The sequence below is a fragment of the Sphingobium limneticum genome, from assembly GCF_008710165.1.
Lineage (GTDB): Bacteria > Pseudomonadota > Alphaproteobacteria > Sphingomonadales > Sphingomonadaceae > Sphingobium > Sphingobium limneticum.
On record NZ_VYQA01000002.1, the window covers coordinates 350,044 to 367,300 of the forward strand.

16 protein-coding genes and 1 tRNA gene are annotated in these 17,257 nt (G+C 64.6%); 10 read left to right on the plus strand and 7 right to left on the minus strand.

Translation table 11 applies throughout. The annotated features are described in order from the left end of the window. Nucleotides 1-248 precede the first annotated feature (248 nt). The 3 genes from F4U95_RS03785 to folE are packed head-to-tail and all read right to left on the minus strand — an operon-like array spanning nt 249 to nt 2,506. A complete protein-coding gene (locus F4U95_RS03785; protein ID WP_150424629.1) occupies nt 249-1,028 on the minus strand; it encodes an enoyl-CoA hydratase-related protein in 780 nt (259 codons plus the stop codon). 36 nt (nt 1,029-1,064) lie between these two features. Continuing rightward, nucleotides 1,065-1,904: an SDR family oxidoreductase gene (locus tag F4U95_RS03790; protein ID WP_120249562.1), complete on the minus strand. Its 840-nt coding sequence runs from the start codon at nt 1,902-1,904 to the stop codon at nt 1,065-1,067. Then, nucleotides 1,901-2,506, minus strand: a complete 606-nt coding sequence (folE, locus tag F4U95_RS03795) for a GTP cyclohydrolase I FolE (RefSeq protein ID WP_120249561.1) — start codon at nt 2,504-2,506, stop codon at nt 1,901-1,903. Before folE ends, F4U95_RS03790 begins: the two co-directional genes overlap by 4 nt. A 154-nt stretch (nt 2,507-2,660) precedes the next feature. Between folE and F4U95_RS03800 the strand changes: the two genes are divergently transcribed. Continuing rightward, a complete protein-coding gene (locus F4U95_RS03800) occupies nt 2,661-3,260 on the plus strand; it encodes a nucleotidyltransferase family protein (protein ID WP_120251961.1) in 600 nt (199 codons plus the stop codon). A 9-nt stretch (nt 3,261-3,269) separates the two neighbouring features. Here the strand turns inward: F4U95_RS03800 and F4U95_RS03805 are convergent, their stop codons facing one another. Beyond that, the gene (locus F4U95_RS03805; RefSeq protein ID WP_246171482.1) at nt 3,270-4,961 is read right to left on the minus strand and encodes an MFS transporter; all 1,692 of its coding nucleotides are present in this window, start codon (nt 4,959-4,961) and stop codon (nt 3,270-3,272) included. 246 nt (nt 4,962-5,207) lie between these two features. Between F4U95_RS03805 and F4U95_RS03810 the strand changes: the two genes are divergently transcribed. From F4U95_RS03810 to pgl, 5 genes are all read left to right on the plus strand, one after another. Beyond that, entirely contained in the window at nt 5,208-6,416 is a 1,209-nt protein-coding gene (locus F4U95_RS03810; protein ID WP_150424630.1) for an acetyl-CoA C-acetyltransferase, read from the plus strand. Nucleotides 6,417-6,555: 139 nt separating this feature from the next. Beyond that, the gene (locus F4U95_RS03815) at nt 6,556-8,733 is read left to right on the plus strand and encodes a 3-hydroxyacyl-CoA dehydrogenase NAD-binding domain-containing protein (RefSeq protein WP_150424631.1); all 2,178 of its coding nucleotides are present in this window, start codon (nt 6,556-6,558) and stop codon (nt 8,731-8,733) included. A 93-nt stretch (nt 8,734-8,826) separates the two neighbouring features. Continuing rightward, nucleotides 8,827-9,822: a UDP-glucose 4-epimerase GalE gene (galE, locus tag F4U95_RS03820; RefSeq protein WP_150424632.1), complete on the plus strand. Its 996-nt coding sequence runs from the start codon at nt 8,827-8,829 to the stop codon at nt 9,820-9,822. Next, entirely contained in the window at nt 9,819-10,298 is a 480-nt protein-coding gene (locus F4U95_RS03825) for a YbaK/EbsC family protein (RefSeq protein WP_150424633.1), read from the plus strand. The genes galE and F4U95_RS03825 overlap by 4 nt, the downstream gene beginning before the upstream one ends. A gap of 4 nt (nt 10,299-10,302) precedes the next feature. Beyond that, complete coding sequence (gene pgl / locus F4U95_RS03830; RefSeq protein WP_150424634.1) at nt 10,303-10,995, plus strand: 6-phosphogluconolactonase; 693 nt, start codon at nt 10,303-10,305, stop codon at nt 10,993-10,995. 126 nt (nt 10,996-11,121) lie between these two features. Here pgl and F4U95_RS03835 read toward each other — a convergent pair whose 3' ends face one another. Beyond that, nucleotides 11,122-11,385 carry a hypothetical protein gene (locus F4U95_RS03835; RefSeq protein WP_150424635.1) on the minus strand — a complete coding sequence of 88 codons (264 nt, stop codon included), beginning with the start codon at nt 11,383-11,385 and terminating at the stop codon, nt 11,122-11,124. A 56-nt stretch (nt 11,386-11,441) separates the two neighbouring features. Here F4U95_RS03835 and F4U95_RS03840 point away from each other — a divergent pair, with 56 nt between their 5' ends. Next, nucleotides 11,442-12,578: a pyridoxal phosphate-dependent aminotransferase gene (locus F4U95_RS03840; protein ID WP_120251958.1), complete on the plus strand. Its 1,137-nt coding sequence runs from the start codon at nt 11,442-11,444 to the stop codon at nt 12,576-12,578. A 178-nt stretch (nt 12,579-12,756) separates the two neighbouring features. Here F4U95_RS03840 and F4U95_RS03845 read toward each other — a convergent pair whose 3' ends face one another. Both F4U95_RS03845 and F4U95_RS03850 read right to left on the minus strand, forming a co-directional pair. Continuing rightward, nucleotides 12,757-12,942, minus strand: a complete 186-nt coding sequence (locus F4U95_RS03845; protein WP_120249555.1) for a hypothetical protein — start codon at nt 12,940-12,942, stop codon at nt 12,757-12,759. A gap of 79 nt (nt 12,943-13,021) precedes the next feature. Then, nucleotides 13,022-13,106, minus strand: a tRNA-Leu gene (locus F4U95_RS03850). A 154-nt stretch (nt 13,107-13,260) separates the two neighbouring features. Here F4U95_RS03850 and F4U95_RS03855 point away from each other — a divergent pair. From F4U95_RS03855 to edd, 3 genes are all read left to right on the plus strand, one after another. Next, nucleotides 13,261-13,695, plus strand: coding sequence for a MerC domain-containing protein (locus tag F4U95_RS03855; protein WP_150424636.1), 435 nt, complete (start codon nt 13,261-13,263; stop codon nt 13,693-13,695). Between the two features lie 171 nt (nt 13,696-13,866). Continuing rightward, complete coding sequence (gene zwf / locus F4U95_RS03860) at nt 13,867-15,330, plus strand: glucose-6-phosphate dehydrogenase (protein WP_120249553.1); 1,464 nt, start codon at nt 13,867-13,869, stop codon at nt 15,328-15,330. Further along, entirely contained in the window at nt 15,323-17,149 is a 1,827-nt protein-coding gene (gene edd / locus F4U95_RS03865) for a phosphogluconate dehydratase (protein ID WP_150424637.1), read from the plus strand. Before zwf ends, edd begins: the two co-directional genes overlap by 8 nt. Nucleotides 17,150-17,257: the final 108 nt, after the last annotated feature.

A 17,257-nucleotide genomic window follows, 5' to 3' on the forward strand; every position in this document is an offset into this window, starting at 1 on the left:
CCCTCCCGCGTTCGTTTCTGCGTTTCCTTGTGAAACGAGAGTGCCGGGCAACTCCGCCACGGACCAATGAGATTTTCTAACGGCCTGGCGAGATAATCAAAATATTATGAGAGGCTTAGACAAGACCCCGCCTTCAATCCATCGGCGTCTGGTGAAGGGCGTTTAAAGTCAGCACATCCTAAGATGCTACGATGCTGACTGATTGAACGCTTCCCCGACGCAGGCCGGGGAACCCTCCCTATAATTGCTTAGCGCCCCTTCCAGACACCGGCGCGCTTTTCGACGAAGGCGGTCATGCCTTCCTTCTTGTCCTCGGTAGCCGTGAGGATCTGGAACAGGCGCCGCTCGGTCAGCAACCCCTGCGCCAGGCCGGTTTCGAAGGCGATATTGACCATTTCCTTGTTCACCATCGCGGCCATCGGCGGCAGCGCGGCGATCGTCGCGGCGGTCCTGAGCGCTTCGTCCAGCAATTCGGCGGCCGGCACTATGCGGCTCACCAGCCCCGAACGCTCGGCTTCGGCCGCGTCCATCATCCGACCGGTCAGGCACATTTCCATCGCCTTGGCCTTGCCCACCGCGCGGGTCAGGCGCTGCGACCCGCCCATGCCCGGCGCCACGCCCAGCTTGATCTCGGGCTGGCCGAACTTCGCCGTATCGCCCGCGATGATGAAGTCCGCCATCATCGCCAGCTCGCACCCGCCGCCCAGCGCAAAGCCCTGCACCGCCGCTATCCAGGGCTTGCGGGTCGCCACAACGCCGGTCTGCCAGCCGGAAAAGAAGTCCTCCAGGAAGAAATCTGCGGCCTGCTTCTCCACCATTTCCTTGATGTCCGCGCCGGCCGCGAAGGCTTTTTCGCCGCTGCCGGTCAAGACCGCGCAATGCTGGGTCGGATCGGCATCATAGGCGGAAAAAGCCGCGCTCAGATCCTTGAGCACCTGGCTGTTCAGCGCGTTCAACGCCTGCGGCCGGTTGAGCGTGATCAGGGTCACGGCATCGCGCTGTTCGACGATGATGGTTTCGTAGCTCATGCCTTCTCCTCTGACTTGTCGAAATCGCGCCGGTCTTTACCGGCCCAGAAACATGAAATCGCGGTCATAGCTTTTGAGGTGCGCGCCGCCATCGACATAGAGGGTCTGACCGGTCACCGCCGTCGCTTCCACCAGATAGAGGACCGCCTGCGCGATCTGCTCCGCCTGCGGCAGACGGCCAAGCGGCATCAGGTCCGCCAGCCGCTCCATCTGCGCCTCGTCATAATCCGGCGTCGCGATGGTCAGGCCGGGCGCCACGCCATTCACGCGCACCCTGGGCGCCAGACTGTTCGCGCTGGTACGCGTAAGGCCCGCCAGCGCCAGCTTGGACAAAGTATAGGCCATCTGGTCTGCATGAGGATGATCGATGCGCTGGTCGAGTATGTTGACGATGCAGCGATCCCCCACCCCCGCCGGCACGGTCGCAAACGCCTTGGTCAGCAAGGTTGGCGCGGCGCAATTGACCGCATAATGGCGCATCAGATCGTCAGCGGTGACGGTTTCCAGCCGGTCCTGACCGAAAATGGCGGCACTGTTGATCAATATGTCGGGCGGCCGACCGAAACGCTCCGCCACCTGCGCCACCAGTTCCTCCGCCCCTTCGGGATCGGCGAAATCGACGACGAAGCCTTCCCACTCCGTCCCTTCTTCCTCGAAGGTCAGCGCCAGATGGGAATCGAGCCGCGTGTCATGGCTGCCATGGATGGCGAGCGAATGGCCCGCTTTGGCCAGTGCGGCGGCAATGATGCCGCCCAGCCGCCGGTGCCCGCCGGTGACGAGCGCCAGCCGCTTGGGCGCCAGCGGAGCGCCGACGGGCGCTGCATCGCTGCGCGCCTTGCCCAGCGGGCGATAGGCGGGTTCTTCCGTTTCACTCATGAAGCGATGAGCTTCAGCACTTCCTCCCGCGACTTTTCATCGTCGCGGAACACGCCCAGCATGCGGCTGGTCTTCATGATGACATTGGGCGTGCGCACGCCGCGCCCGGTCATGCAGCCATGGGTCGCTTCTATCACCACGGCTACGCCTTGGGGTTTCAGATGCTCCCAGATGCAGTTGGCGACTTCGGACGTCAGCCGTTCCTGCACCTGCAACCGGTTGGCATAGGCGTGCAGGACGCGGGCAAGCTTCGAAATGCCGACCACATAGTCGCCGGGCAGATAGGCGATATGCGCCTTGCCCACGATCGGCGCCATATGATGTTCGCAATGCGACTGGAACGGAATGTCCTTGAGCAGCACGACATCGTCATAACCGCCCACTTCATGGAAGATGCGCGACAGGTGATAGGCCGGGTCGTCGGCATAGCCGCGGCAATATTCGCGCCAGGCGCGCGCGACGCGCTCGGGGGTTTCCACCAGTCCTTCGCGTTCGGGGCTGTCGCCCGACCAGCGGATCAGGGTACGGATCGCTTCGCTGACGTCGGCCGGAACCGGCTCCTTGCCATCGCCGATCGTTTCCGTTTCCAGGTCACATGCCATCTACCGGCCACTCCTTATGCTGTTGGTCCCGCATATGGCGGCTGGGGTGCGCGATGGCCAGTGCCTTTCGGACCGCTGGACACAAGATGATAGTGGTGGCAAATCGGGCCAATACGGGATCGCCACGACAAAATGCCTCTGCCTTTCACATATCATGCGTACTAAACGAATTGCCGCCGTGCTGCTGGCGGCCGGAACCTCTTCCCGCTTTGGCGAAGAGGACAAGCTGATGACCGACCTGCGCGGCAAGCCGATGGCGGCGCATGTGCTGGAAACGGTCGCGTCCATGGCCTTTGCCGAGCTGATCGCGGTCGTCCGCCCGATCGAGTTCGCACCGGTCATCCATCGCAAGCTGGACCGGCGCGGCTATACGATCATCGTCAACGACCAGCCCGAAGACGGGATATCGGGCAGCATCGTGCGTGCGGTCGAACATGTGATGCCCAATAACAAGATACGCGGCATCCTGATCTGTCTGGCCGACATGCCCGACGTGCCGCAAACCCATTATAATCGCATCTGCCTGGCGGCGGAGGATATCAGGTCCGTGGTTTCCTCGACGGACGGTTTTTCCTCTTCGCCCCCGGCCTTTATCGGGCGCAAGCATTTTCCCGAACTGTTGGCGCTGAAAGGGGACCAGGGCGCGCGGGCCTTGTTGAGCCACGGCATCCAGATCGAGACGATGGGCAACATATTGCATGATATCGACACGCCCGAAGACGTGCCCGGCTGGCGCCCCGTAACGCCGCAATAGCAGTAAAGATCAGCTCGACCGGGTCGGATCGGTCAGGCCATCGCCCATTTCGCGGGCGTCGGGCGCGCGGCTGATCGGCAGCGAACCGGTCTGGCGCTCCAGCCGGCGATGCACGACCGGTGCGTCCGGCCCTTCATGCAGGGCATGGATCGCATCGCTGTTGGCGATGTCGGCGACGGTGCGGCGCTGATTATGGCGGACATAGTCCAGCCAGGTCGACACATGATAGCGCTCGACCCACAGATTGGGTTCGCCCAGATCGCGCAGCAATTGCCAGCCATGGGCGCCATCGCGGCGCCGGATACGCCGCCGTTCGCTCATCGCCGACAGGAAGGGCACGATCGATCCGGACGGAATGCGATATTCGATCGTGATGACGATCGGCCCGCTTCGGGACTCGACCGGCACCACCGTATCCGGCTCCCGCCAATCGCCGCGCGGGTCGAGATTGTCGTCGCCAATCTGCGGTAGCGGGCGCCACAATCCCAGAATCGCGGCGACGAACTGCGCGGCGGCAGCGGCATAGAGGCCGGTCACGACGCCATGATGTTCCGCCACCCAGCCGAACAGCCAGGCGCCGCCGGCCATGCCGCCAAAGACTATCATCTGATACAGTGCCACCGCGCGCGCCACTACCCAGCGCGGCGCCGACATCTGGACCGACACGTTGAAGGTGGACAGCGCCAGAACCCAGCCCGCTCCAGCCAGCATATAGCCCATAATGGCCAGCGGCAGCAGGCTGCTGATCGCCGTCAACGCCGTGCCCAGCGCCATGGAGAGGGCCGCGCACCGCACCAAAGTTTCGACCGAGACAAAGGTACGCAGCCGCCGGCTGCCCAGCGCGCCCAACACCGCCCCGACGCCGAACGCGCCGCTGGTGACGCCAAAGGTCAGCGCCCCGCCGCCCAGCACATCGCGCGCGACCAGCGGCATCAGCGCGGACACTGCCGCCGCGCCAAGGCCGAAGGCCCCGCTGCGCAGCAGAACCAGCTTGATGTTCGGCGACGCCGCGACATATCCCACGCCCGCGACCATCGCGACGCCCAGCCGTTCGCGCGGCAGCAGCTTGGGCGGCAAATTGGGTCGCCAGCGCGCCAATACCACCAGCAGGCCGACATAGCTGAGCGCATTGACCAGAAAGGCCGCAGCCGCCCCCGCCGCCGCGACGATGATGCCGCCCAGCGCCGGCCCTGTGCTACGCGCCAGGTTGAAACCCATGCTGTTCATCGCCACCGCGCTGGGCAGAATAGCACGCGGCACCATGTCGCCCACCGACGCCTGCCAGGCGGGCCCGTTGATCGCCGTGGCGCACCCGATCGCGAAGGTGAAGGACAGGAGCAGCCAGGGCGTCATCAACCCGAACCAGGCGGTCACCGCCAGCAAAGCGGAGGTCAGCAACATGGCGCATTGGCAGGCGATCATCACCTTGCGCCGATCCAGATTGTCCGCGACCGCGCCGGCCCAGAGCGACAACAACATGATCGGCAGCATCGACGCCGCCGGCACCAGCGCGATCATCATGGGCGACGCCGGCAGCGACGTCATCATCCACGCCGCGCCGACCGACTGGATCAGGCCGCCGAAATTGGACGCAAGGCTGGCGGTCCAGATCGCGCGGAAAGTGGGGATGGAAAAAGGCGACGGGGATTGCTGGGTCGGGGCTTCGGTCACGCTGTCCATGAGGTCGATATAGCCGTCCATGGCCGGGGTGCAACGCTTCTCGCCCCTGCCCCCTGGAGCGACCCGATCGGACGGGGGACTCGCACGTCTGAAACCTGGATGTGCGACAGCGAGTTGGACAGCGAAATCGCATGCGCGACCCTGCCGCTACGGCATGCTGGTCCGGCCGCGAACAGCATAATAGACACTTGCACTTTACGTAAACGTAAATACATTCAGCACCGAGATCCGAAGCGCCGGAACGGCCCCCACGGAGAGGGAATGAACATGGAAGCCTATATTTACGACGCCGTCAGGACGCCCCGTGGCCGGGGCAAGGCCGACGGGTCGCTGCACGACATCACCCCCATTCAGCTGGCGACGCAGGTGCTGGAAGCCGTGCGCGACCGCAGCCAGATCGACACGGCGGACGTGGACGACGTGATCCTGGGCTGCGTCAGCCCGGTCGGCGAACAGGGCGCGGACATCGCCCGCGTCGCCGTGCTGAACGCCGATTATGCGCAGACCGTGCCGGGCGTGCAGATCAACCGCTTCTGCGCTTCGGGCCTTGAGGCCGTGAACATGGCCGCTGCCAAAGTCTATTCGGGCGAGGCGATGTTCGCGATCGGCGGCGGCGTCGAATCCATGAGCCGCGTGCCGATGGCGTCGGACGGCGGCGCCTGGGCGATGGACCCGGCGGTCGCCTACAAGACCTATTTCGCGCCGCAGGGCATCGGCGCCGACGTGATCGCCACCAAATTCGGCATCAGCCGCGACGATGCGGACGCCTATGCGGTCGAAAGCCAGAAGCGCGCCAAGGCGGCCTGGGACGAAGGCCGGTTCAAAAAGTCGATCGTGCCGGTCAAGGATGTGATCGGCGGCATCTTGCTGGATCATGACGAACATATGCGCCCCGATGCGACGATGCAGTCGCTGGGCGCATTGAAGGCCAGCTTCACCGCACTGGGCGAGGAGATGCCGGGCTTCGACACCGTCGCCCTGCTGCGCTACCCCGAACTGGAGAAGGTCAACCATATCCACCATGCCGGCAACAGCAGCGGCATCGTCGACGGCGCAGCCGCCGTGCTGGTCGGCAACAAGGATATGGGCGAGAAATATGGCCTGAAGCCCCGAGCCCGGATCAGGGCGATGGCCTCGATCGGATCGGAGCCGCTCATCATGCTGACCGGGCCGGAATTTGTCGCGGGCAAGCTGCTGAGCCGCGCGGGAATGACCGCCGCCGACATCGATCTGTGGGAATTGAACGAAGCCTTCGCCTCGGTCGTGCTGCGCTACATGCAGGCGATGAACCTCGACCATAGCAAGATCAACGTGAATGGCGGCGCGATCGCCATGGGCCATCCGCTGGGCGCGACCGGCGCGATGGTGCTGGGCACGGCGCTGGATGAACTGGAACGATCGGGCAAGGGTACCGCGCTCATCAACCTGTGCGTCGGCGCAGGCATGGGCACCGGCATCATCATCGAGCGTATTTGAAACAAGAATAAAACCGTTCGTGCTGAGTAGGGACTGAGCTTGTCGAAGTCCCGTATCGAAGCATCCTTCGATACGCCATTTCGACTTCGCTCAATGGCTTCTCAGGACGAACGGATGTTGGGGAAAGGTAGCCATACCAATGAACACCATCACATTCGACATCGACGCCGACGGCATCGCCACGCTGACCATCGACGTGCCCGGCCAGTCGATGAACGTCATCGGCCCGGACTTCCTGGCGGACATGGATGCCGCGATCACGCGCATCGCGTCGGAAGAGGGCATCAAGGGCGCGGTCATCGCGTCGGGCAAGGACAGCGGCTTCATGGCCGGCATGGACCTGAAATATTTCGGCGCGACGCTGGCGACCAGCGACGGGGAGCGCCCTGCCCCCGCCGCCATTTTCGACAAGCTGTTCGTGCTGAACGCTTTGTTCCGCCGTCTGGAAACCAGCGGCAAGCCGATCGCCTGCGCCATCGAAGGCACCTGCGTCGGTGGCGGGTTCGAACTGGCGCTGGCCTGCCATCGCCGTTTCGTGGGCGACAGCAGCAAGACGCAGTTGGGCCTGCCCGAAATCCTGATCGGCCTCTTCCCCGGCGGTGGCGGGTCGCAGCGCCTGCCGCGCCTGATCGGCGTGCAGGCCGCGCTGATGTACATGCTTCAGGGCAAGCTGTTTCGCCCGGCCGAAGCTGCGATGCTGAAGGCGGTGGATCAGGTCGTGCCGCAGGGTACGGCGGTCGAAGCCGCGCGCGCATGGGTGAAGGCCAACCCGACCGCCAACACCCAGCCCTGGGACGTCAAGGGTTTCAAGGTTCCGGGCGGCGCGGGCGGCTTCAACCCCGCCTTCGTCCAGACGATGGCCGGCGCTCTGCCGATGACGCTGAAACAGACGCAGCGTAACATGAACGCGCCTATCGCTTTGCTGTCGGCCGTCTATGAAGGCATCACCTTGCCGATGGACCGGGCGATCCGGATCGAAAGCAAATATTTCGCCAAGGTCGCCGCCGATCCGCAGGCATCGAACATGATCCGCACCCTCTTCGTCAACAAGCAGGCAGCCGAACGCGGTGCGCGCCGCCCCAAGGATCAGCCCAAGGCACCGACGACCAAGCTGGCCATGCTGGGCGCGGGCATGATGGGCGCTGGCATCGCGACCGTCGCGGCGCAGGCGGGGATCGAAGTCGTCCTGTTCGACCGCGACCTGGCCTATGCGGAGAAGGGCAAGGCGCATGTCGAGGCGGTTCTGAAGAAGCGCCTGGGCAAGGGCATGACGCCCGAAAAGCTGGAAGCAACCCTCGCCCGCGTGACCCCCACCACCGACTATGCGGCGCTGGCCGGCGCGGATTTCGTGATCGAGGCGGTGTTCGAGGATGTGAGCATCAAGGCGGAAGTGACGAAGCAGGTCGAAGCCGTGCTGGGCGCCGACACCATCTTCGGCTCCAACACCTCCACTTTGCCGATCACCAAATTGGCACAGGCCTGGACCAAGCCGGAGAATTTCATCGGCGTCCACTTCTTCTCGCCAGTCGAGAAGATGCCGCTGGTGGAAATCATCCTGGGCGAAAAGACCGGCCCCGCCGCCATCGCCAAGGCACTGGATTTCGTCGCCCAGATCAAGAAGACGCCGATCGTCGTGCATGACAGCCGCGGCTTCTACACCTCGCGCAGCTTCGGCACCTATGTGCAGGAAGGCGCGGAGCTGGTCGGCGAAGGCGTCAACCCGGCGCTCATCGAAAATGCCGGCAAGCAGCTGGGCATGCCCACCGGCCCGCTGGCCGTCAGCGACGAAGTGTCGATCGAGCTGGGCTGGAAGATCATGAGCGCGGCCAGGAAGGAACTGGGCGACGCCTATGTGCCCCAGGGGTCGGACGACATCATGGTCAAGATGGTCGAGGCCGGCCGTCTGGGCCGCAAGAATGGCAAGGGCTGGTACGACTATCCCGAAGGCGCGAAAAAGCATCTGTCGCCGGCATTGGCCGAAATGTTCCCGCGCGCAGCCGAGCAGCCCGATGTCGAGGCGGTGAAGGAACGGCTCCTCTATCGCCAGTTGATCGAATGCGCCCGCTGTTTCGAGGAAGGCGTGCTGGAAACGCCGGAAGATGGCGACATCGGCGCGATCTTCGGCTGGGGCTTTGCGCCTTATACCGGGGGGCCATTCAGCCATATGGACACGGTCGGCATAGCCCATGTCGTGGCCGTGCTGGACCGTCTGGCCGCCGAGCATGGCACGCGCTTTGCACCCACCCAGCAGTTGCGGGACATGGCGGCGAGCGGCGGGCTATTCTATCGGCCGGCACCCATGCAGGCTGCTGCATAAGCTGTTCCCCGGCCTTCGCTGGGGAACAGCCCCTATAAATCGTAACGACACTCGGCTAGGTCTTCCCGAATATTTCGGGGAGACTTTTTTCTTATGAGCAAACCCACGGTACTGGTCACGGGCGGCGCAGGCTATATCGGCAGCCATGCCGTGCTGGCGCTCAAGGACGCCGGCTATGGCGTGGTGGTGATCGACAATCTGGTCACCGGCTTCGATTGGGCCGTACCTGAAGGGGTACCGCTGGTGCGCGGCGACATTGCCGATCAGCCGCTGGTGGAAGCGACGTTGCGCGACCATGACATAAAGGCGATCATGCACTTCGCCGGCTCCGTCGTGGTGCCGGAATCGGTCGAGAACCCGCTCAAATATTATCACAACAACAGCGCCAAGACCCGCGACCTGATCGAGAGCGCCGTGCGGGTGGGCGTGCCGCATTTCATCTTCTCGTCCACCGCCGCCACCTATGGCACGCCGGATGTTGAGGCTGTGCGGGAGGATACGCCGCAGCGGCCGATCAATCCCTATGGCATGTCGAAACTGATGACCGAATATATGCTGCGCGATGTGGCGGCGGCGCATCCGATGAACTTCTGCGCGCTGCGCTATTTCAACGTCGCGGGCGCCGATCCGCAGGGCCGGACCGGCCAGTCGACCGCCGGCGCGACCCACCTGATCAAGGTCGCGGTCGAAGCCGCGCTGGGCAAGCGGGAAAGCGTCGGCGTGTTCGGCACGGATTTCGATACGCCCGACGGTACCGGCGTGCGCGATTATATCCATATCACCGATCTGGCCGCCGCGCATCTGCTCGCGCTGGAGGCGCTGATCGCCGAGCCGACGCGCAATCATCTGCTCAATTGCGGCTATGGCCGGGGCTTTTCCGTGCTGGAAGTGCTGGACGCGGTCGACCGCGCGACCAACAATCCGATCAAGCGGGTCATGGCGCCGCGCCGGGCAGGCGATCCGGGCCAGTTGATTTCGGACAATGGCGCGATCCTGCGGACCTTCCCCTGGACGCCGCACCATGCCGATCTGGACCAGATCGTGACCCATGCGCTGGCGTGGGAGCGCAAGCTGGGCGAGCGCGGATGAGCGAGGCGAGCGTCCGCGCTTTCTTCGCGACCCATGCCCCCGACGTCAGCCTGATCGATCAGGGTGTCAGCACCGCGACGGTCGCGGACGCTGCCGCCGCGCTGGGCGTGGAACCTGCGCGGATCGCCAAGACGCTGTCGCTGCGCATCGGCGATACGGTCATATTGGTCTGCGCACGCGGCGACGCGCGCCTGTCCAATGGCAAGGCCAAGGCGGCGCTGGGCGCGAAACCGCGCATGCTGGGCGGGCATGAGGTGGAGGAACTGACCGGCCATCCGGTCGGCGGCGTGTGCCCGTTCGGCCTGCCCACGCCCCTACCCGTCTATTGCGACGTGTCGCTGCGCGATTTCGCCACCGTCTTTCCGGCCGCCGGGTCGCGCACCACGTCGGTCGAACTGACGCCGGATCGACTGGCGGCCTTGACCGGCGCGACATGGGCGGACATTTGCACCCTACCAGACGCCATCGCGGAGTAGCCCCATGCCGACCGAACATCTTTTCGCCACCGGGGCGCAGGCCGCCGCCGATATCGCCACGCGCATCGCCACGCTGCTGGCCGAGGGTATCGCCACGCGCGGGGTAGCCAGCATCGCCGTATCAGGCGGCCGTTCGCCACGCCCGGTGCTGGAGGCGCTGAGCGCGGTCGACCTCGACTGGAGCAAGGTGGTCGTGACGCTGGTGGACGAACGCTGGGTCGCGCCCGACAGCGCCGACAGCAATGAACGGCTGGTGCGCGAGACATTGTTGCAGGGAGCGGCGGCAAAGGCGCGCTTCGTGCCGATGAAGAATGACGCGGCGGATGCCTATGCCGGGCAGGCTGCGGTGGAGGCGGATTTCGCTACCCTGCCCTGGCCGCTCGACATCATATTGCTGGGCATGGGCGATGATGGCCATACCGCCTCGCTCTTCCCCGAAGGCAAGGAACTAGCCGAGGGGTTGGCGAGCAAGGCGCTGACCATCGCCGCCACACCACCTGTCGCGCCGCACCAGCGCATGTCCCTGACCGCGCATGCGATCGTGCAGAGCCACCATATCTTCCTGCAAATCAGCGGCGCAGGGAAGAAAGCCGTCTATGATCGTGCACTGGCGGGCGGCGCCGTGGAAGAACTGCCGATCCGACTGGCGCTATTGCAGGAAGCCGTGCCGGTCGAGGTGTGGATCGCAGACGCGTAAATCCTCCCCTGCAAGGGGAGGTGGCGCGCGCGAAGCGCGCGACGGAGGGGTAGCGCGCTATCGACAGGGTGACACCCCTCCACCATTCGCTTCGCGAACGGTTCCCCTCCCCTTGCAGGGGAGGATTTAATCCCGCACGTCATGCTTGGAAATCAAATAGCGCCACACACCCACGGCATTGATCCCCAGCAGCGCGATATTCTGCCAGCCTATCCCCTCGCTATCCTTGTCCAGAAATCCCCAGCCGATCAGCGCGATCGAACTGGTGACGAACAGCACGAATGCCCATCCGGTTATGCGTCGCCCCAGATTGAGCGAAACGACCAGCGCCGCGATGGTCGCCGCCCCCGCGCCATAATATTGCAGGACGATGAGCAGCGTCTGATCCATGGCGGCACAACGCCCGCCTTATGGACATGGTTGCGGCGGCACTCTACGTCCCGGCCATGGTTGCCGACATCTCCCCCTTCCACGCCATCGCGATCAGCCGCGAGGCCCATGCCCTCGAAGCGCAGGGGCGATCCATCCTGCACATGGAATTCGGCCAGCCGTCGACCGGCGCGCCGGCCGAAGCGATCGCCGTCGCACACCGCGTGCTGGACACCGAACCGATGGGCTATTGGGAAAGCCCGGCGCTGAAGGAACGGATCGCGCGCCATTATGGTGAGGCGCATGGCGTGGCGGTCGATCCGGAACAGATACTGCTGACCTGCGGCGCGTCGCCTGGCCTTGTGCTGGCGCTGACCAGCCTGTTCGCGCCCGGTGCCCGCGTCGCCACCGCGCGGCCGGGCTATGTCGCCTATCGCAACAATCTGAAGGCGCTCTATCTGGAACCGGTGGAGGTCGCCTGCGGCCCGGCCGAACGCTATCAGATCAGCGCCGATGCGTTGGCCGCGATCGACCCCGCGCCCGACGGACTGATCCTCGCCAGCCCCGCCAATCCCACCGGCACGATCATCCCGGCGGATGAACTGGCCCGAATCGCGCAGGTCTGCGCGGACCGCGGCATCCGCATCATTTCCGACGAAATCTATCATGGCCTCAGCTTCGGCGAGCCGGCCCGGTCGATGCTGGAATATGCGCCCGACGCACTGATCGTGAACAGCTTTTCCAAATATTACAGCATGGCCGGCTGGCGGCTGGGCTGGATCGTGGTGCCGCCAGCGCTGATCGACGTGGCGCGGGCGCGGATGGGCAACCTGTTCCTGACGCCGCCTGTACTGGCGCAGCGCGCGGGCCTGACCGCCTTCGATTGCACCGAGGAGCTGGAGGGGCATGTCGACAACTATCGCCGCAACCGGCAATTGCTGCTGGACGCCCTGCCCGCGCTCGGCCTTGCCAGCATCGCGCCGCCCGACGGCGCCTTCTACATCTATGCCGACATCAGCCATCTGACCAATGACAGCCTGAGTTTCTGCCAGAAATTGTTGCGCGAAACCGGGGTGGCGACGGCGCCGGGCGTGGACTTCGATCCCGTGGACGGCCACCGCTTCATCCGCTTCAGCTTCGCGGTATCGACGGATCGGGTCGAGGATGCGATCGCGCGCATGGTGCCATGGTTCCAGGCGCAGGGCGGGCGTTAAGCGGCACGGTCAGCTTTCGCGCCGAAGGCGCATATATTTGTTCACGCGGAGACGCAGAGACGCGGAGAAAGAACAGTATTTCTCCGCGTCTCTGCGTCTCCGCGTGAATATTTCTGCCTGCGGCGCGTTTCCGGCGAAGGGCGGATCTGCCCGCTTCCAGCCCGTCCGCCCCTTCAAATCACCGCACCGTGCGCTTGTAGAGATGCACCAGCCACAGCCCCGTCAAAACCGCCACCGTCAACAAGCGCGGCGGGAGTTTTTCGATCGCGTGGGGCACGCTCCAGAAGAGCGCATCGCCCACGCTGATGACGATCAGCACAAACAGACCGAACAGCAAGGGCGGCAGAATATGACGAGCCTTCATGGAATCGGCATAGCATGGCCGCAGGCCCTCCGCGACAGCGGGACCGCGATAATCGAAACTACAATGTCGGGAATGCCAGTGGTGCGGGTGGTCGGAATCGAACCGACACTCCTTGCGGAACCGGATTTTGAGTCCGGCGCGTCTACCAGTTTCACCACACCCGCACGGCTGGTTCGGCGCAAATGACAAAATCCGGCGCGGGCGTCCAGCCGAAAATCAGCATGAGGCATAAAAGGCCCTCCCGTCGCTTGACAGCATGGGGTGTCGCGCCCACATGCCGCCCAGAATATGTAACGTTATATCATTGATTGGATCGTCATGGCCTCCTTCCCCGACCAGCAGCCCGCCGCGCACTGCCCGAGCGCGCAGGACGGGGGCGTCTCGCGCGGACCCACCGCCTGGCTGGACGGCCTCGCGCTCTGCGCCTCCTCGCTCTGCACCCTGCACTGCCTGGGCTTGCCGCTGCTGTTCGCGCTCCTCCCCGCCTTCGCCAGCCGGATCGATCCGGGCGAATCCTTCCACCTCGTCATGCTGGCACTGGCGGTGCCGACCAGCCTGTTCGCTCTGGTGCAGGGCCGGCGTCGCCATGGCGGGTGGGCACCCCTGCCGATCGGAATCGCCGGACTGACGCTGATGGGCGTCGGCGCCCTTATCGCTGAAGATGCGCTGGCCGAAACGCTCTGGACCGTCGCGGGCAGCCTGATGCTGGCGGGGGCGCACATCCTCAACTGGCGGCGCGGGCTGGCCCGGTAAAACTGCCCGCCTGATCCGATTCGCGAAATATCCGGCGCTTGCGACAACCGCCCTGTCATGATGTTGCTGCAAACCGGCTTCCACGATAGCCTTCTTGCGTAACGATCCGCGCGCGCTATAAGGGCGGCCGTGCAGACATAGATAATTTCAAAAACGGAGAAGGACCATCCTTTGACCGAGCCGTCTGCTACGTTCCTGTTATTTGGTGCCACCGGCGATCTGGCGCGCCGGATGATATTTCCCTCGCTCTACAATCTGCTGTCCGATGGGCTGCTGCCCGACGATTTCCTGATCGTCGCGTCCGGCCGATCCGAAATGGACGACGCCGCCTTCCGCAAGGAGGTGGACGATGCGCTGCGCCAGTTCCTGGCGGCCGACCGCTATGATGCCGATGTCGCCGCCCGCTTCGGCGCGATGATCGGCTATCAACCGGTCGATGCCGGCAATGCCGACCAGTTCGCGAAACTGGCCCAGCGGATCGACGGTCGGCTGGAGCGCGGCCTGTCGGTCTATCTCTCCACCCCGCCCTCGCTCTTCGCACCGACCGCGCAGGGCCTGGCCGACGCCGGCCTCATCACGCCGCACACGCGGATCGCGATGGAAAAGCCGATCGGCAAGGATCTCGCCTCGTCGAAGGTCGTGAATGACGGCATCGGCGCCCTGTTCGCCGAAAGCCAGATTTTCCGCGTCGACCATTATCTGGGCAAGGAAACGGTCCAGAATCTGCTGGCGCTGCGCTTTGGCAACGTGATGTTCGAACCGCTGTGGAACACCACGGCGATCGACCATGTGCAGATCACCGTGGGTGAGACGGTCGGGCTGGAAGGCCGCGTTTCCTATTATGACGGCGTGGGCGCCCTGCGCGACATGGTGCAGAATCACATCCTGCAAATCCTGTCGATCATTGCCATGGAGCCGCCCGCCCGCATGGACCCGACCGCCGTGCGCGACGAGAAGGTGAAGGTGCTGCGATCGCTGCGTCCCATGACCGACGAAACGGTCAAAACGCACAGCGTGCGCGGCCAATATACGCCGGGCGCGGTCAGTGGTCAGATCGTCACCGGCTATGCCGACGAACTGGGCCAGCCGTCCGATACCGAGACGTTCGTGGCCCTGAAGGCCTATATCGACAATTGGCGCTGGCAGGGCGTCCCCTTCTACCTGCGCACCGGCAAGCGGATGCCCGCGCGCCAGTCCGAAATCGTGATTCAGTTCAAGCCGGTGCGCCACAGCATCTTCGGCCGCGACGGGCATGGTACGGGGCTGGAGCCGAACACGCTGGTCATACGCTTGCAGCCGGAGGAATATATCCGCCTGGCCATCATGAGCAAAAGGCCGGGGCTGGAACGGCAGGTGAAGCTGGACGAGGTGACGCTGGACGTCTCGCTGACGGCCGCCTTTGCCGGGCAGCGCCGCCGCATCGCTTATGAACGATTGATCCTGGACCTGCTGGCCGGTGACCAGACCCTCTTCGTCCGCCGTGACGAGGTGGAGGCGCAATGGACATGGATCGATTCGATCATCGACGGGTGGAAAGAGGCCAATGTGAAGCCCGCCGCCTATTCTTCGGGGAACTGGGGTCCGTCTTCGGCCATTGCCCTAATCGAACGAGACGGAGCCAGCTGGCATGACTGAATTGAATCCGGTGATCGCAAAGGTCACCGACCGCATCGTGCAGCGCAGCGCCGCTTCGCGTCTGAAATATCTGGACCTGATCGAACGGGGCCGCGACGCCGGCACAAATCGCGCGCAACTGTCCTGCGGCAATCTGGCCCACGCCTTTGCCGCCAGCGGCGACGACAAGGCGGTGATCCGCACCGGCGCGGCGATGAACATCGGCATCGTGACGTCCTATAACGACATGCTATCGGCGCATCAGCCCTATGGCCGCTATCCGGAGATCATCAAGATCGCGGCCCGCGAAGTCGGCGCCACGGCGCAGGTGGCGGGCGGCGTGCCGGCCATGTGCGACGGCGTGACGCAGGGACAGGCGGGCATGGACCTGTCGCTGTTCAGCCGCGACACGATCGCGCTGGGCACGGCCGTCGCACTCAGCCACGCCATGTTCGAAGGCGCGATGCTGCTGGGCATTTGCGACAAGATCGTGCCGGGCCTGCTGATCGGCGCGCTGCGTTTCGGCCATCTGCCGACCATCCTGATCCCGGCCGGCCCGATGCCATCGGGCCTCGCCAACAAGGAAAAGGTGCGCATCCGCCAGCTTTATGCCGAAGGAAAAGTCGGCAAGGACGAACTGCTGGAATCCGAAAGCGCCTCCTATCATGGCGCGGGCACCTGCACCTTCTATGGCACCGCCAACAGCAACCAGATGATGATGGAGATGATGGGCCTGCACATTCCCGCCGCCTCCTTCGTCCATCCAGGTACGAAGCTGCGCACCGAACTGACCCGTGCGGCGACGCATCGTATTGCCGAAATGGGCTGGGATGGCGACGATTATCGTCCGCTGGGCCATTGCATCGATGAAAAGGCGATCGTCAACGCGATCATCGGCCTGATGGCGACGGGCGGATCGACCAATCATGCCATCCATTTGCCCGCCATCGCGCGGGCGGCGGGCATCCATATCGACTGGACCGACTTTGCCGAGATTTCGGACGTCGTGCCGCTGCTGGCGCGCGTCTATCCCAATGGTTCGGGCGACGTGAATAATTTCCATGCGGCCGGCGGGATCAGCTTCGTGATCCGCGAACTGCTGGATGCCGGACTGCTGCATGGCGATATCCTGACCGTCGCGCCCGGCGGCATGGCCGGCTATGGGCAGGAACCGGTGCTGGAAGACGAAAAGCTGGTGTGGCGCGACGTGCCTGCATCCCGCGACGAAGCGATCCTTCGCCCCGCCGCCAACCCGTTCCAGGCCGATGGCGGCATGAAGCTGCTGGAGGGCAATCTGGGCCGCTGCGTCATGAAGGTGAGCGCGGTGGACAAGGAACGCTGGACGATCGAGGCGCCCGCCGCCGTCTTCCACGATCAGGACGATGTGCTGCGCGCGTTCAAGGCCGGCGAACTGGAGCGCGACGTCGTGGTCGTGGTCCGCTTCCAGGGGCCAAAGGCCAACGGCATGCCGGAACTGCACAAGCTGACCCCGGCGCTGGGCGTCTTGCAGGATCGCGGGTTCAAGGTCGCCTTGCTGACCGACGGCCGCATGTCCGGCGCGTCCGGCAAGGTGCCCGCCGCCATCCATCTGTCGCCCGAAGCCCTGGCCGGCGGCGCGATCGGCAAGCTGCGCGATGGCGATCTGGTGCGGGTCTGCGCGGAGACGGGCGACGTCACCGCGCTGGTCGATGCGGCGACATGGGACGCACGGGACATCCCCGCCGCTCCGCCCCCGCCCTACGACACCGGCCGCGAACTGTTCGCCCTCTTCCGCCATCATAGCGATCTGGCCGAACAGGGCGCGTCGCCGATCCTGGCGGCGATGGAAAGCGAGATTTGAACCATTAATCCTCGTCATTCCCGCGAAGGCGGGAATCCATCTCCTGACATCGCGGCCAGCCTCTAGGCCCGGAGATGGATCCCCGCCTTCGCGGGGATGACGAATAGA

What these genes read in the sequence shown, in the direction of transcription:
- F4U95_RS03785 (WP_150424629.1), bottom strand. Translation starts at nt 1,028, where the DNA reads ATGAGCTACGAAACCATCATCGTCGAACAGCGCGATGCCGTGACCCTG.
- F4U95_RS03790 (WP_120249562.1), bottom strand. Translation starts at nt 1,904, where the DNA reads ATGAGTGAAACGGAAGAACCCGCCTATCGCCCGCTGGGCAAGGCGCGC.
- folE (WP_120249561.1), bottom strand. Translation starts at nt 2,506, where the DNA reads ATGGCATGTGACCTGGAAACGGAAACGATCGGCGATGGCAAGGAGCCG.
- F4U95_RS03800 (WP_120251961.1), top strand. Translation starts at nt 2,661, where the DNA reads ATGCGTACTAAACGAATTGCCGCCGTGCTGCTGGCGGCCGGAACCTCT.
- F4U95_RS03805 (WP_246171482.1), bottom strand. Translation starts at nt 4,961, where the DNA reads ATGGACGGCTATATCGACCTCATGGACAGCGTGACCGAAGCCCCGACC.
- F4U95_RS03810 (WP_150424630.1), top strand. Translation starts at nt 5,208, where the DNA reads ATGGAAGCCTATATTTACGACGCCGTCAGGACGCCCCGTGGCCGGGGC.
- F4U95_RS03815 (WP_150424631.1), top strand. Translation starts at nt 6,556, where the DNA reads ATGAACACCATCACATTCGACATCGACGCCGACGGCATCGCCACGCTG.
- galE (WP_150424632.1), top strand. Translation starts at nt 8,827, where the DNA reads ATGAGCAAACCCACGGTACTGGTCACGGGCGGCGCAGGCTATATCGGC.
- F4U95_RS03825 (WP_150424633.1), top strand. Translation starts at nt 9,819, where the DNA reads ATGAGCGAGGCGAGCGTCCGCGCTTTCTTCGCGACCCATGCCCCCGAC.
- pgl (WP_150424634.1), top strand. Translation starts at nt 10,303, where the DNA reads ATGCCGACCGAACATCTTTTCGCCACCGGGGCGCAGGCCGCCGCCGAT.
- F4U95_RS03835 (WP_150424635.1), bottom strand. Translation starts at nt 11,385, where the DNA reads ATGGATCAGACGCTGCTCATCGTCCTGCAATATTATGGCGCGGGGGCG.
- F4U95_RS03840 (WP_120251958.1), top strand. Translation starts at nt 11,442, where the DNA reads ATGGTTGCCGACATCTCCCCCTTCCACGCCATCGCGATCAGCCGCGAG.
- F4U95_RS03845 (WP_120249555.1), bottom strand. Translation starts at nt 12,942, where the DNA reads ATGAAGGCTCGTCATATTCTGCCGCCCTTGCTGTTCGGTCTGTTTGTG.
- F4U95_RS03855 (WP_150424636.1), top strand. Translation starts at nt 13,261, where the DNA reads ATGGCCTCCTTCCCCGACCAGCAGCCCGCCGCGCACTGCCCGAGCGCG.
- edd (WP_150424637.1), top strand. Translation starts at nt 15,323, where the DNA reads ATGACTGAATTGAATCCGGTGATCGCAAAGGTCACCGACCGCATCGTG.